The 13,453-nt window shown below is 67.4% G+C and carries 18 protein-coding genes; 8 read left to right on the plus strand and 10 right to left on the minus strand.

Annotated elements, in window-relative coordinates; all coding sequences use genetic code 11:
• Positions 1–7: 7 nt before the first annotated feature.
• On the minus strand, positions 8–187 hold the full coding sequence (locus ACZ5YA_RS05340; protein ID WP_059376020.1) for a hypothetical protein: 180 nt from the start codon (positions 185–187) through the stop codon (positions 8–10).
• 164 nt (positions 188–351) lie between these two features.
• Positions 352–1,266 (minus strand): EAL domain-containing protein, encoded by a 915-nt coding sequence (locus ACZ5YA_RS05345; RefSeq protein WP_118932434.1) that lies wholly within the window; start codon positions 1,264–1,266, stop codon positions 352–354.
• Positions 1,267–1,576: 310 nt separating this feature from the next.
• Here ACZ5YA_RS05345 and ACZ5YA_RS05350 point away from each other — a divergent pair, with 310 nt between their 5' ends.
• Both ACZ5YA_RS05350 and ACZ5YA_RS05355 read left to right on the plus strand, forming a co-directional pair.
• Positions 1,577–3,703 carry an FUSC family protein gene (locus ACZ5YA_RS05350; protein ID WP_118932435.1) on the plus strand — a complete coding sequence of 709 codons (2,127 nt, stop codon included), beginning with the start codon at positions 1,577–1,579 and terminating at the stop codon, positions 3,701–3,703.
• A gap of 113 nt (positions 3,704–3,816) precedes the next feature.
• Positions 3,817–4,650 (plus strand): universal stress protein, encoded by an 834-nt coding sequence (locus ACZ5YA_RS05355; protein ID WP_464092834.1) that lies wholly within the window; start codon positions 3,817–3,819, stop codon positions 4,648–4,650.
• A 10-nt stretch (positions 4,651–4,660) separates the two neighbouring features.
• Here ACZ5YA_RS05355 and ACZ5YA_RS05360 read toward each other — a convergent pair whose 3' ends face one another.
• From ACZ5YA_RS05360 to ACZ5YA_RS05370, 3 genes are all read right to left on the minus strand, one after another.
• Positions 4,661–5,602 carry a 2-hydroxyacid dehydrogenase gene (locus tag ACZ5YA_RS05360; protein WP_306632639.1) on the minus strand — a complete coding sequence of 314 codons (942 nt, stop codon included), beginning with the start codon at positions 5,600–5,602 and terminating at the stop codon, positions 4,661–4,663.
• A gap of 164 nt (positions 5,603–5,766) precedes the next feature.
• Positions 5,767–5,919, minus strand: a complete 153-nt coding sequence (locus tag ACZ5YA_RS05365) for a DUF3309 family protein (protein ID WP_013393887.1) — start codon at positions 5,917–5,919, stop codon at positions 5,767–5,769.
• A 48-nt stretch (positions 5,920–5,967) separates the two neighbouring features.
• Positions 5,968–6,135, minus strand: coding sequence for a hypothetical protein (locus tag ACZ5YA_RS05370; protein ID WP_013393888.1), 168 nt, complete (start codon positions 6,133–6,135; stop codon positions 5,968–5,970).
• A 124-nt stretch (positions 6,136–6,259) separates the two neighbouring features.
• Between ACZ5YA_RS05370 and ACZ5YA_RS05375 the strand changes: the two genes are divergently transcribed.
• A complete protein-coding gene (locus ACZ5YA_RS05375) occupies positions 6,260–7,330 on the plus strand; it encodes a DNA topoisomerase IB (RefSeq protein ID WP_464092164.1) in 1,071 nt (356 codons plus the stop codon).
• On the opposite strand, the gene ACZ5YA_RS05380 is transcribed toward ACZ5YA_RS05375, so the two are convergent.
• Positions 7,316–7,567: a hypothetical protein gene (locus ACZ5YA_RS05380; RefSeq protein WP_118932438.1), complete on the minus strand. Its 252-nt coding sequence runs from the start codon at positions 7,565–7,567 to the stop codon at positions 7,316–7,318. The genes ACZ5YA_RS05375 and ACZ5YA_RS05380 overlap by 15 nt on opposite strands.
• Before the next feature lie 161 nt (positions 7,568–7,728).
• On the opposite strand from ACZ5YA_RS05380, the gene ACZ5YA_RS05385 reads away from it, so the two are divergent.
• The 3 genes from ACZ5YA_RS05385 (at position 7,729) to ACZ5YA_RS05395 (ending at position 9,448) form a co-directional block, all read left to right on the plus strand.
• Complete coding sequence (locus ACZ5YA_RS05385; protein ID WP_059376006.1) at positions 7,729–8,058, plus strand: four-helix bundle copper-binding protein; 330 nt, start codon at positions 7,729–7,731, stop codon at positions 8,056–8,058.
• 77 nt (positions 8,059–8,135) lie between these two features.
• Positions 8,136–8,477 carry an ElaB/YgaM/YqjD family protein gene (locus tag ACZ5YA_RS05390; protein WP_054454257.1) on the plus strand — a complete coding sequence of 114 codons (342 nt, stop codon included), beginning with the start codon at positions 8,136–8,138 and terminating at the stop codon, positions 8,475–8,477.
• Positions 8,478–8,560: 83 nt separating this feature from the next.
• Positions 8,561–9,448, plus strand: a complete 888-nt coding sequence (locus ACZ5YA_RS05395; RefSeq protein ID WP_464092165.1) for an SDR family oxidoreductase — start codon at positions 8,561–8,563, stop codon at positions 9,446–9,448.
• Between the two features lie 15 nt (positions 9,449–9,463).
• Here the strand turns inward: ACZ5YA_RS05395 and ACZ5YA_RS05400 are convergent, their stop codons facing one another.
• Positions 9,464–10,084, minus strand: a complete 621-nt coding sequence (locus ACZ5YA_RS05400; RefSeq protein WP_059376001.1) for a DUF4142 domain-containing protein — start codon at positions 10,082–10,084, stop codon at positions 9,464–9,466.
• Positions 10,085–10,100: 16 nt separating this feature from the next.
• Positions 10,101–10,691, minus strand: a complete 591-nt coding sequence (locus tag ACZ5YA_RS05405) for a hypothetical protein (protein WP_059376000.1) — start codon at positions 10,689–10,691, stop codon at positions 10,101–10,103.
• 317 nt (positions 10,692–11,008) lie between these two features.
• On the opposite strand from ACZ5YA_RS05405, the gene ACZ5YA_RS05410 reads away from it, so the two are divergent.
• The gene (locus ACZ5YA_RS05410; protein WP_464092166.1) at positions 11,009–11,176 is read left to right on the plus strand and encodes a hypothetical protein; all 168 of its coding nucleotides are present in this window, start codon (positions 11,009–11,011) and stop codon (positions 11,174–11,176) included.
• A gap of 15 nt (positions 11,177–11,191) precedes the next feature.
• Here ACZ5YA_RS05410 and ACZ5YA_RS05415 read toward each other — a convergent pair whose 3' ends face one another.
• On the minus strand, positions 11,192–11,425 hold the full coding sequence (locus ACZ5YA_RS05415; RefSeq protein WP_059375995.1) for a hypothetical protein: 234 nt from the start codon (positions 11,423–11,425) through the stop codon (positions 11,192–11,194).
• 166 nt (positions 11,426–11,591) lie between these two features.
• On the opposite strand from ACZ5YA_RS05415, the gene ACZ5YA_RS05420 reads away from it, so the two are divergent.
• Positions 11,592–11,975, plus strand: coding sequence for a hypothetical protein (locus ACZ5YA_RS05420; protein ID WP_059375993.1), 384 nt, complete (start codon positions 11,592–11,594; stop codon positions 11,973–11,975).
• 2 nt (positions 11,976–11,977) lie between these two features.
• Here ACZ5YA_RS05420 and ACZ5YA_RS05425 read toward each other — a convergent pair whose 3' ends face one another.
• Entirely contained in the window at positions 11,978–13,348 is a 1,371-nt protein-coding gene (locus tag ACZ5YA_RS05425) for a sigma-54-dependent transcriptional regulator (RefSeq protein WP_118932440.1), read from the minus strand.
• Positions 13,349–13,453 lie beyond the last annotated feature (105 nt).

Here is a 13,453-nt window from a genome sequence, read left to right on the forward strand (position 1 = left end):
CTATGAGTCAGCGCGGCATCTTGCTTTGCTGGCCCGGGTTCTGGCCAGGTTGCTGCCGATCCTTGTCGGCATGCTGGCCGGATTGGCCGGGCTGCTGCTGCCCGGGCTGATTGCGGTCCCTGGGGTTTTCCTGGGCCTGTTGCTTCTGTTGCTGCTTTTGCTGGTCGGGCTGGTTCTGATTGGGCATTGCAAGTCTCCTGGAAGACGGAAAAAGCTCCGCCGCATTCCATACAGCAACCCGCGTGCCCAAACCCGCGCGGCGGTCAGCCCGCAGCCCCGCGTACGAGGAGGACGCAAGGACCGCCGGTAAAGTCCGGCCAGGTTGGTAAAAAATACGCTGCGCGCCCAGCCCTATTGCGTGGCCGCGTGGCGCTTGCCGCGCGCTGACTGCGGTTCCTGGGCGGAAGCGTCGTAGGCGTCGAGCCAGGATGACGCATAGGCGGCGGGCGCGGCCAGCGGTTCGCCCTGGTCGCGTTGCGTGCGCAGCCGCACCGTCAATTCGTCCAGCGGCATGGGGCGGCCCAGCGCAAAGCCCTGGCCGTAGCGGCAGCCGGCCGCGCGCAAGGCGGGAATGTCCGCCACGTTTTCGACGCCTTCGGCCACCACCCGGCGGCCGAGCCGGTTCGCCAGTTCCGCGGCGGTGCGCAACACTTCGAAGGCGACCGCGCTGCGGCGCATGCGCGTGACGAAATACTGGTCGATCTTGACCTCGGACAGCGGCAGCGCCGACAGCAGCTTCAGCGACGCGTGGCCGGTGCCGAAATCGTCCAGGCTGACCTCGCAGCCGGCATTCTCGAGCTTGAGCAGCGTGGCGCGCAGCACGTCGAGTTCGCGGATGGGCTGGTCTTCCGTCAGTTCCACGCGCACCAGCGACGCGGGCAGCTCAGCCGCATAGATGCGGTCCAGCAGGAAATCCACCGCGGCCTCGTCCGACAAGGTGGAGGCAGGCGCATTGATGGCCACGGGAATGGCGATTCCGGCGCGCCGCATCGTCAGCAGCATGTCTATGACACGCAGGCAGACGCGCTCGAAAAGCACCTTGTCCAGGCCCAGGCGGTTGACGGCGGGAATGAAGTCGGAAGGCATGATGATGCCGAGGCGGCGATGCCGCCAGCGAGCCAGCGCTTCGGCCGACACGATCCGGCCTGTCAGCAGGTCCACCTGCGGTTGCAACAGCATGCGCAGGCCATCCTTGCCGGTGATCATGGCGGCGATCTCGTCGTCGCTCGCCACCGAGTCTGTGGAAGCCTCTTGATTCGACATCATGTCGATACTCCTTGCGCGCCCCTGGGCGAAAACCTGCGCTGTCCGGGCGCAGAAAGAGGCACATTGGACTGAGTATTCCCAGCTACAGCGCTTTTTGTATGCCATTTCCAGACTTTCTTCCAGGCAATTCTGCGCCGCTGCGGCGGCAAAGTCACATATATGTATCCATACGTATTAAGCTGCTCGGATTCATGAATGAAACGGCCTTTCCGGCCCCGGCCGCCGCCCTCGTCGGAAAGCCTTGTCGACATGGTAGGGTTTGCGACTACCGCCCTGCCGGGCCCACCGCCGCTGCTGCTGTATTCCTAGCGTGAAGAACCTGTATTTCCGTTGGCGCGCCTCCTTGCGCAACGTCCTCTGGCTGGACGCCCTCCAAGCCGCGGCCATCAGCGCCGCGCCCGTCATCCTGGCCGTGCTGGCGCACGAGCCGCGCCTGGGCTGGAGCGCCATCGCCGCGTTCTGGGCCTGCTTCGGGGATCCGGGCGGTCCCCTGCGCCAGCGCGCGGGCGCAATGCTCGCGCTGGGGCTGATAGGCGCGCTGTTCTGCTTTCTGGCCAGCGTCAGCGCGGCCCATCTATGGCTGCTGCTGCCCCTGACCTTCGTGTGCTGCACATTCGGCGGGCTGTTGCGCGTGCTGGGGCCGGCCGCGGCCATCGTCGGCACCTTGCTGTCCGCGGGCTTCGTGGTGGCGGCCGAACTGCCCGCCCCGACCTGGGCGGAAAGCCTCTCATACACGCTGTTTTTCCTGGCCGGCGCGGCCTGGGCCATCCTGATGACGGCGCTGGTATGGCGCCGGCGTCCCTGGAAGGACGCCACCCACGCGGTCGCGCACTGCTACCGCGGCCTGGCGGACTTTGCCGACGCGCTGGCCCGCATGTACTCGGGCTTGACGCCCGCCGCCAGCCCCCAGGCCTGGAGCGCGGTCACGCGGCCGCAGCGCAGCGCCCAGCGTGCGGCGCTCGAAGCCGCACGCACCCGCATCCGCGAAGTGCAGGACGCGCGACCCTCGCGCCGCGCCCGCGCGCACCAGCTGCTGTACCTGCTGGACAATGCGGAGGACAGCTTCATCGCGCTGGTGGCCGCGGCCGATCTGCTGGAATCGAACGCGCCGCGCTGGCTCGGGCGCGGCGCCGGCGCCCATCTGTCGCATGCGCTGCACCGCTACGCCAGCCTGTGCAATGCCATCGCCAGCACTTCGGACGTCAACGACGCCAAGCAAACGCAGTGCCTGCGCGAGCGCCTGGCCCATTACAGCGCCGGCCTGCATGAACTGCGCGGCAGCGCCCTGGCCCACGCACCCGAACTCGCCACCATGGCGCCGGTGCTGGACCGGTTGTTGCACACGGCGCAGGCCGTCACGCAGTCCCTGTTCGACCAGGGGCAAGCCCCGGCGGCGCCCACGCGCGACCGCCGCGCAGCCAACCCTGCGCAAGACGCCTGGCGCGCACTGCGCCAGAACCTGAGCTTCGAATCCGACGCCTTCCGCCATGCGCTGCGGGTAGGCGTGGGCGCCACCATCGCCGTGGCGCTGTCCAAGACCTTCGCCGTCAACCATGGCTACTGGATGTCGCTGACGCTGGTCTTCATCCTGCAGCCTTACTTCGCGACCACCTGGCAGCGCACGCTGGAACGCGTGGCCGGCAGCGTGGCCGGCGCCATCGGCGCTTCGTTGCTGGGCCTGTTCCTGAGCACGCCCTTGTCCGTGGCCCTGGCGGTCCTGCCCATCGCGCTGGGCACCTTCGCCGCGCGCACGATTCATTACGCGCTGTTCACGTTCTTCCTGACTTCGCAGTTCGTGCTGGTCACCCACATCCAGCAGCCCGAGATCCAGGAGCCGATGCTCGCGGCCCTGCGCGCGTTCAACAGCGTGCTGGGCGGCGTCCTGGCCCTGCTGGTGGGCTTTCTGGTCTGGCCCGAAAAGGAGCCGCGGCAACTGGCCGGCGCCCTCAGCCTGGCGCTGGAGCGTCACGCCGCCTATGCGCGCGCCCTGTTGCGGGCCAAGAGCGGCGATGCCGGCGATGGGCAGGACCTGGTGGCGCTGCGCCGCATGGCCTGCCTTTCCGCCGACAATGCGCAGGCGTCCTTGCAGCGGCTGCAGCAGAATCCGGTGCATCGCGACCGCAATGTCGGTACGGCGGAAAACCTGCTCAACGCCATGCGCCGCGTCACGGCGGCGGGTACGGTGCTGGAGCTGCAGCCGGCCCCGCCCGCCGGATCGCCCGCGGCCCAAGCGCTCTCCGAGTACGGTCCGGCCCTGGCGCATGCGCTGCATCCGCAGCAGCCCGCGCCCCGCGCAAGCGACCGCCAACTGGCCGTGCCGCCTGCGGTGGCCGCGGGCTATCCGGAACTGGCAGCCCCGCTGGACCGCATCGCGCAACAGGCGCGTCAATTGCGCCAATTGCGCGAACGCGTGGAACGGACTCCCCCCGCGCCATAGCCTGCCGTTTGCGCTCGCCCCGGCGAACTGCCGCGGGCTTGACGCGCATCAAGGGCGAGAAGGCCGGAAAGCGTAACCATATGCACATGGCACGCTTAAACAAGGAGGCCTTCATGTACCGCCGCATTTCCGTCCACCTGGACCACGGATTCGACTGCAAACGCCGCATTGAAGCTGCCCTGGCCCTGGCCAAGCGGCACAAGGCCGAGCTGGTCGGCATCTACGCCAACGCCGCGCCGCCGCAGTATTACTACGGCGAGTCCGTGCTCATGTCGCGTTCGCTGGGCATCATCAAGGAGTTGCAGGCGCAAAGCCGCGACGCGGTGGAAACCGCCTTTCTGGAGGCCGCGGCCGAAGCGGACGTGCCCGCATTCATGCGCGCGGGTACCTCCTCGCCCAGCGAGACCGTGGCGCTGCTGGGCCGCACCACCGACCTGATCGTGGTCAGCCAGGAAAACCGCGAGGACGTCGAGGCCGCGCACGAGATCGAGTTCGTCGAACAGACCCTGCTGACGGCGGGCCGGCCGGTGCTGGCGATTCCGTCCAGCGGCGAATTTCCGGTCATCGGCGACCGCGTGCTGTGCTGCTGGGACGGCAGCCGCGAAGCCGGCCGCGCGCTGGCCGATGCGGCACCGATATTGCGCCTGGCCTCGCACATGGTCGTGCTGACCATGGACGAAGGCGCCGCCAGCCCCAAGCATGAAGCGCCGTTCGAGGACCTGGCCACCTATTGCGTGGCGCAGGGCATGCCGGCGCCCGAGCATGTGCGCCGCGACATCAAGGGCGTAGGCGTGGGCAGCACCATCCTGAACGCCGCCGCCGACCATAGCGCGGACCTGATCGTCATGGGCGCCTATGGCCACAGCAAGCTGCGCCAGTGGGCGCTGGGCGGGGCGACGGCGTCCATCCTGAAGAGCATGACCGTGCCGGTCATGTTCTCGCACTAGCCTTGGCCTGCTAGCCCCGGCGCACCGGGGTCAGCACCGGCCTGCCGCCGAAGTGCGCCGTGGCGTTGTCCAGGAACAGCGCCACGGTGGCATGCACCGCTTCCGGCGAGCGCCCCGCGCTGTGCGGGGTCAACACCACATTGTCGAGCTCGATCAGTGCCTTGGGTACGTCGGGCTCGCCGTCCACCACGTCCAGGCCCGCGCCCGCAATGCGGCGCTCGGCCAAGGCCGCGATCAGCGCCTGCGTGTCTACCACGCTGCCGCGCGCGATGTTCACCAGATAGCCTTCCGGCCCCAGCGCTTCCAATACCTGCGCGTCCACCAGGTGGCGCGTGTCCGTTCCGCCCGGCGTCGCCACCACCAGGAAATCCGATGCCGCGGCCAGCGCGCGCGGGCTGTCGAAATAGGCATAGCCCGATTCCGGGCGAACGCTGCGGCTGTAATAGCCCACGCTCATGCCGAAGCCGTTGGCGCCGCGCCGCGCGATTTCCAATCCGATGGTGCCCAGGCCCAAAATCCCCAGCCGCTTGCCGGTGACCTGCGGTCCCATGAAGCCGCTCCAATGGCCCTGGCGCACCGACGCATCCGCTTGCGGCAGGCGCCGCGCCGCGCCCAGCAGCAGGGCCATGGCATGGTCCGCCACCGATACCGCGTTCGCGCCCGGACCATGGGTCACGACGATCCCGCGCTCGGCCGCAGCGGCCAGATCGATGTTTTCGTAGCCCACGCCCAGCGAGCAGGCGATTTCCAGCTTGGGCATCGCCGCCATTTCCTGCGCGTACAAGCCGGTGGCTCCGCGCGTGAGCACGATGCGGATCTCCGGGCCGTGATCACGGATCGCCTGCGCGCGTGAATCGGCGGTAGGCGCAAAAATCGCGCGAAAGCCGCGCGCTTCGATTTCGGGCAGGTAATCCTGCACGCTTTCTATCAAGACAAGCAAGGGGATGGTCATGTCGGGAATGCCGCGGATGGCGGAGGGCTGCACAAAAACCCGGCGATCTTACGCCTGGGCGCAAGCCCGCGCCACCCGCCGGTCCGCCAGACGGCCGCCCGGCGCTCGGACCGATGCGCGAGCCGTCCGACACGGCTCGCGCCTTCATGACCGCATTGGACCTGCTAGAGCCGGCCGGTCAACAGCATCACAATCAGGACGATCAGCAATATGCCCAGTATGCCGCTGGGGTAATAGCCCCAACCGCGGCTATGGGGCCAGGCCGGCACGGCGCCGACCAGGAGCAGGATAAGAATAATCAGCAGGATGGTCGACATGGCGACTCCTCGGTTCTTGTTGGGATCAGGGAAAAGCCACAGCCCGCGTCAGGGGCTGGGCGGCGTGATCTCCTTGCCGGGCGGCGACAAGGGCGGCAGGTCCACGTCCGGCTCGTCGGTATCCGGATCAACAGGCAGGTCGCCGGGCGGCGAACCTGGCGGGATCGGATCTGGCTTGGGCGGAACGTGCAGGTAGTACGAGTACGCGATGTGCATGGCTGTCTCCGGGGAAAATCCACTCCTCCGTCAGCAAGCCGCGTGCCCAGCCCCTTCGTCGAGGATCGCGGGCACGCCGCATGCTGATGGCAGCGTCCCTGTCCCCCTGTTTGCCGCAGACGACATGAACCCAAGTTCCCGAATGGCGCCCGCCCGCGGCGGCGCAGCGCTGGTCTACTACGACGACAGCCAGGCAGGCTATGCCCGGGTCCGTGTCAACGGCAGCGCCTTCCACTACCTGGACGCCCAAGGCAGACGCATACGCAGCGCGCGGGAAATCAAGCGCATCGACGCCCTGGCAATACCGCCGGCATACGAAGAAGTGTGGATCTGCCCTACCCCGCTCGGGCATCTGCAGGCCACCGGGCGCGATGCCCGAGGACGCAAGCAGTACCGCTACCACTCCGATTGGACCGCAGTGCGCGATGCGAGCAAGTACCAAAGCCTTGCAGCCTTCGGCCAGACGCTCCCGCGCATACGGCGGCAGGTCGAGCGCGATCTCCGTACCGCCGGGTTGTCCCAGAACAAGGTGATAGCCGTACTGGTACGTTTGCTGGAGACGACGCTGGTGCGCATCGGCGCGCGCGAGTACGCCCGAACCAACAAGTCCTATGGCCTGACCACGCTCAAGCGGCGGCACGCCAGCGTGACGGGCGACAAGTTCCGCTTCCGCTTCCAGGGCAAGAGCGGCGTGACCCACGACGTCAGCGCCGCGGACCGGCGCGTGGCGCGCATCATCAAGCGCTGCCTGGACATACCCGGCCAGCAACTGTTCCAGTATCTGGACGCGGACGGCGGCAGCCATCCCGTCGATTCGGGCGCGGTCAACGGCTATCTGCGCGCAGCCGGCGCGGGCGACTTCACGGCGAAACACTACCGTACCTGGGCGGGCTCCGTCATGGCCTATGCCGCCCTTCAGGCGAACCCGCACGAGAGCGCCGCCCAGGCGCAGAAGACGGTGGTGGACGTGGTCAAGCAGGTCGCCCGGCGCCTGGCCAATACGCCAGCCGTATGCCGCGCCTGCTATGTGCATCCGGCCATTCTGGCCGCCTATCTGGACGGCACGCTACCCGCGCGCTCAGCGGCGCCGCGGGGGCCCCGTGGACTGAGTGCGGACGAACGCCGCCTGCTTGCCTTCCTGGGCGGAGAGGCCGCTGCGGCAGCGAACGCCAAGCAAGCGTCAAAGGATCGATGAGCGCGCGTTCTTGGCCCGCGGTTGCGGCGCGGAACCGTCCGCCCAGTTCGACTCGGTGCGCGTGTCGGCCACGACGCGCTTGTCGCGCGCGGCCTCGTCCGGGGTCGAGGCGTCTGGTTTATCCGGTCTGCGCGGCACATCGACGAGAGCGCGCGGCGGCAGTATCTTAGCGTTGTCTTCCGCCCGCTTGCCGGCTTGCGCCGGCTTCGCGGATCCGGGTATGGATGCTGGCTTCATGCGTGGCTCCTGCTGTGGCTCCCCCGTAGGGAATACGGTTCCCATGCTAGAGCTCCAGGCCGCTGCGGTCATCGCAGCGCGGCATCAAATTGCAAGCGGATGTGGCCCGGCCCCCAGGCATGCCCGTTGCTGCGCGTACCGGGCGCACACAAGGAGAGGCAATGCGAGACCAAAATTTCGAGCAATGTGTGCAAGCCTGCTATGAATGCGCCGTCGCCTGCGATGTTTGCGCGTCCGCCTGCCTGCGCGAGAACCCGGCGCACATGCGGCGATGCATTGCGCTGTGCACCGATTGCGGCGCGGTTTGCCGGCTTTGCGCGGCCATGCTGGCACGCGACGGCGAGTTCGCCAATGCGCTTTGCACCTTGTGCGCATTGATATGCGATGCGTGCGCGCGCGAATGCTCATCGCACGAGGCAGAGCATTGCCAGGTGTGCGCAGGCGCGTGCCTGAGCTGCACCCTGGCCTGCCGCGACATGCTGGAGGCCTGAAACCTTCCGATCCGCTGCGCGGCCGCCCGGGCCGGTCCGCGCAGGCGCATTTCCCGCCCGACAGCCAGGAGCTACCGATGGCCTCTACCAACACCCCCCTGCCCTCAGACTTTCCGGAAAACGGCCCGGACAACCGCGGCGCGCACAGGCGAGCACGGCATCCCGAGGCCTGGATCGACGATCTGGAAGCCACGCTCAGCGATGCCTCGGCGACCGATCTTGAGGCGCTCAAGGCGCGCCTGTCCGAACAGCTGCACGCCACGCGGCGCAGCTTGCGAGACGCTTCCGACCACGCCGGCGACCTGATGCGCGAGACCATAGACTGCACCGAGGAGTACATCCACGCCCGGCCCTGGCAGGCCATCGGCCTGGTGGCCGGCGCAGCTTTCCTTTTTGGCGTGGTGGTGGGACGGCAGTAGCCCCGGCGCGCGCGGCGGGCCAGGCATGGCATTTGCTCGGCAATGGGGAGGCGCCTGTAGCGCCTGCCCACCAGGAGGCCCACATGAGCAAGCCCGATCAAGCCGACACCGGCGCCCGCCCGCATCCCACACCGCCCATGCCGGCCCAGCACCTGGAAAAGCCGGGGCAGGAAGCCGACATGGAGCTCAAGCCACAGTACCAGGCGCCGCAGTACAAGGGCAGCGGCAAGCTCGAGGGCATGGTTGCGCTGGTGACAGGCGGCGATTCCGGCATAGGCCGCGCGGTCTGCCTGCTGTATGCGCGCGAAGGCGCCGACGTAGCGGTCGTCTATCTCAACGAGCAAGAGGACGCTGAAGACACCCGGCGCGCCGTGGAAAGCGAAGGCCGCCGTTGCCTGCTGATCGCAGGCGACGTACAGGAACCCGCGTTTTGCGAACAGGCGGTGGCACAGACGATCCGGGCGTACGGCAAGCTCGACGTCCTGGTGAACAACGCCGCCTATCAGCAGCACACGGATACGCTGCCCGAGATCAGCGACGAAAAGTGGGACAAGACGCTGCGCACCAATATCACCGCCTACTTCCAGATGGCGCGCGCGGCGCTGCCGCATCTGCGCGCGGGCGCCTCCATCATCAATACCGGATCGGTCACGGGCCTGCGCGGCAGCGCCAGGCTGTTGGACTACTCCACCACCAAGGGCGCGATCCATGCCTTTACGCGATCGCTGGCCGCCAACCTCGCCGCCAAGGGCGTGCGTGTGAACGCAGTGGCGCCGGGACCCGTATGGACGCCGCTGAATCCTGCGGATCAAAGTCCGGAGAAAATCACGGAATTCGGCAAGCACACGGACTTGGGGCGGCCGGCGCAGCCCGAGGAAATCTCTCCGGCCTATGTCTTCCTGGCTTCGCCCGTGTGCGCCAGCTACATCACCGGCATCGTCCTGCCCATTACCGGCAGCGCGGGCGATTGAGGCCTGCGCGGCCCGTTACTTTGCCGGCGCGATCGATGCGGGCGCTTCGCGCGACGCGGGTGAAACCGCCGGCGCTTCGCCCTTTGTTGCCGGCTGGATCTTGTCCGCATCGGCGGGCGGCGTGCGTTGCAGCTTGCGGCCCATTGCCAGATGCTCGGCCAGCATGGGCAGCGCGCGCACGGCGAAATCGCGCACCTGCGGATCCTTGGACTCGCGCGCAGCCGTCTCGAACAGGCGGTTGGCGGTAGTATGCGCGTCCACGGCCGCCTTTTCGATATAGAGCGCGTCGAAGTCGGGGCCTGTCCTGTTGCCCAGCTGTTGCAGGGTGTCGCGGTCGGGTTCGGACGGTTCCGCTGGCAGCTTCACCTGCTTGCGTCCGGCCAGGGTCTTCAGCTGGGCGTTCATGGCGCCATGCTGCTCCAGCATCCGCGCGGCGTATGCTTTCACGTCGCGGTCCCCCGCAAGCTTCTTCGCCAGCTCCGCCGCCTCCACCTCGAACATGCCTGAGCCCGCCGCCGCCTGCAGGAAGCGCGCTTCCGGCTCCGCCAGCTCCTGCGCCTGCACCCCGCCCAGCACGCCGGGCGCGGCCAGCAGGCATAGCGCGACGACGCCGCAGAGCCATAAGGTCTTTTTCATGTCCGTCTCCCTCGGCCTAGTTCGCCATCGTCGACGCTTCCACATGCCGCGGCGGCGTCAAGGGGTCGAAGTCTTCCCATTTGCCATTCAACCAGCGGCCCTGTGCGCGCTCGATGTCCGTGCCGCCAGCCTGCGTCAGCACGGTTCTTGCCAACGCATCGCGGTCCGGTGATATGTGCAGCGCCAGCATCACGCCCGCCTGGCGTACGGCGGGATGCGCGTCACGGGCGACGGACGCCGCCGGATGCCTGCGCCGTCCGCGCCCGATCACCCATAGCGCGCCGGCCAGCGCGCCCAGATAAGCGCCTACCCCCGCAGCGGCAATGACGATCAAGACCGAAGCCCCGACCCGGGCGGCGATCAAGCCGCCCAGCAGCGCAAACACCAGACCCAGCGCGGAAGCGCCCGCCACCGCGCCGAAATGGCCGCCCCGGGCGTCGGGGTCGGCCACGCGGTCGCCGCCTATCGGAAAGCGCGCGTGTTCACCCGCCGTGTTGATGTAGAAGGTATGGATGTCGTCTTCGGTGAATCCTTCGGCGCACAGCTTGCGCGCCGCCTCGGCGGCGTGGTCGAAAGTGTCGAAACGGGCGGCAACGATCAGGGACATTGTGCTCTCCATCGGGAATCTTTCGCTCGTTGCCAGCAACCGCCGTGCCCGCCCTCGGGCATGGCAGTTGCTGTGGCGCTGGCGAGCGGCCTGGTCCGGCAGGTTCAGAGGCCGTCCGCCCGCAGTCCCGCCTACCCGCATTCTGCGTAAGGACTTCCACATGGACATGCCCGGCAACCAAGAAGATTTTTCCGAACTGGAAGAAGATCCTGCTCCTCCCCCGGTTCCTCCCGAGGCCCGCGGCCTCTCCCTCCTGGACTGGTCGGCGTTGATCGCGGTGGTCGCGGGGGGGGCTGAACTGCGGCCTGATCGCGGCGGTGAACCTGGATGTCTTCGCGAAGGTGCTGCCGTCGGCCGCCGCGACGCGCGGCGTCTACGGCCTGATCGGACTGGCCGCGCTATACAGCGTGGTGCTGCTGTTCCGGCTGGGCGAACAAGAGACGAACGTAAACGCGGACGAACAGCCGGAACAAGCTGCGGACTGAACCCGCCGCGAACGGCTACTTTGAGCCGGGCCGCTTGCCCGGATACTGGCCGCCTTCCTCGTACTCGGCGCCCTTGTCATTGGGCTTCTTGTCCGACTCGCGTTTGGGCGCTGCGGGCGGCTTGCCGAAGTCCGGCTTGTCCGTCCCGAACTGGCCGCTGCGATGCGCGGCTTCAGTTTGCGTGCGCGGCGCATTGGCCTTGCCTTGCTCCGTGTCCGCCTTTTCGTGATCTGCGCGCTTGGTTTGCATGTTCGTATTCCCGTGGTCGTTCAATGAATGCTTGCAGCGTGCGCATGGGCAGCGCCTGCGGCAAGGTGCCGGAGCAAGCGGCGTGCCCGCCAGGCCCGGGAACGCCGCTTGCTTGCACATGCGGCCAGGCCCGGGCGATGCCGGGTCCCCACCCTAGGAGTCAGCCATGAATCTGTCCCGAGTCGTTTTCCCCGCCGTCGCCCTGAGCCTTTCCGCCCTGGCGTTTCAGGCCCAGGCGCAAACCGCGCAAACCAGCGCCGGCCCCGTGCGCAGCAACGCCCAGATCGATGACCAGTACAAGCTGGACAAAAAACACTGCGACGGCATGAAAGGCAACCAGAAGGACGTCTGCCAGCAGCAGGCCGAAGCCACGCGCGACAAGGCCCGGGCCGACGCCAAGGCAGGCAAGGAAAAAGCCGAGGCCTCGCACGACGCGGCGAAGGTGCGCAACGACGCCGACTACAAGGTTGGCAAGGAGAAGTGCGACGCCATGTCCGGCAACGCCAAGGACGCGTGCATGGCCGACCTGAAGACCCGGTACGGCAAATGAAGTCAGGGCCGGTCCTGTTTCCGGCCAGGCGCCGCGGCGGCGCCTTCCGCGTCCGCCGCGGCGTACTCCTCGAGCCGGTTGTACAGCGTCTTGGGGCTGATGCCGAGTACCGCCGCGGCCTGCTTTTTCACGCCGTTGCAGCGCTCCAGCGTCGCCAGGATCAGGCGGCGGTCCGCTTCCGCCAAGGTTTCTCCCACAGGCACGCTGACCTGGCCGCCCTCGCCCGCCGGCGACACCCGCGGCGTCAGCATGTCCACTTCCAGCGTGTCGCCGTCCGCCATGATGAAGGCGCGGCGCACGTAGTTCTTGAGTTCGCGCACATTCCCCGGCCATGCATACTGCTGCAGCGCGGCCAGCGCGCGCGGCGAGAATTCCTTGCTCTTGCCGGATTCCTGGTTCAAGCCTTGCAGGAAGCGATTCGCAAGGAACAGGATGTCGTCGCCGCGCTCGCGCAGCGCCGGCAACTTGATGGGGAAGACGCTCAGCCGGTAATAAAGATCCTCGCGCAGTTTGCCTTCCTTCACTGCTTGCTCGGGATCGCGGTTGGTCGCGGCGACGATCCGGATATCGCAGGCGATCTCCCGATTGGTGCCCACGCGCATGAACTGCCCGGTCTCCAGGACCCGCAAGAGCTTGACCTGCAGGTCAAGCGGCATTTCGGTCACTTCGTCCAGGAACAGGGTGCCGCCGTCGGCGCGCTCGAAGTAGCCCTTGTGCTGGCGGTCCGCGCCGGTAAAGCTGCCGCGCTCGTGCCCGAACATTTCGCTTTCGATCAGGTTGGGCGAGATTGCGCCGCAGTTCACCGCGATCAGCGGCCGCTGGCGGCGCGCGCTGAGTTCATGGATGGCGTGCGCGGCCAGTTCCTTGCCCGTGCCGCTTTCGCCGATCAGCAAGGTCGTCACATTGGTCTTGGCCACGCGGCCGAGCTGCCGATAGAGCTCTTGCATGCAGTCCGACGCACCGTACATCTTGCCGTAGCGTCCCGGCTCTTCGAATGGGGCGCCCGAAAGCTCGCTGCCCGAATTCGCATTCACTCGCGCGAAGATGCCATTCAAGCGCTCCATGCAGATCGGCTTGACCAGGTAATCGGTGGCCCCAAGTCGCAAGGCCTGCACCGCGTTGTCGACGGTGCCGTGCCCCGTCATCACGACGACCTCCGCGCTGGCGGCGGCCTCGCTCTTGAAGATCTCCATGCCGCTGCCCTCGGGCAGGCGGATGTCGGTCAACACCAAGTCGGGCGCATGGCGCTCCAGCTGGATCAGCGCATCCTTGACGCTCGCTGCCAAGGCCACGGAAAAACCGCTTTCGCGTCCGATCTCGGCCAGCGTTTCGCGTATCGTGGGGTCGTCATCAACGATCAGCAGATGAGGCATGCTTGCTCCGTATCGCGGATGTTGTTGTAAGTCCTTCAGCATAGCGACTACAGGTGGGCCGGGGGTAAATGTTCGATACTTTCCACCAAGATTTTCGAATACTTG

The organism is Achromobacter sp. JCM 18799 (genome assembly GCF_055395645.1).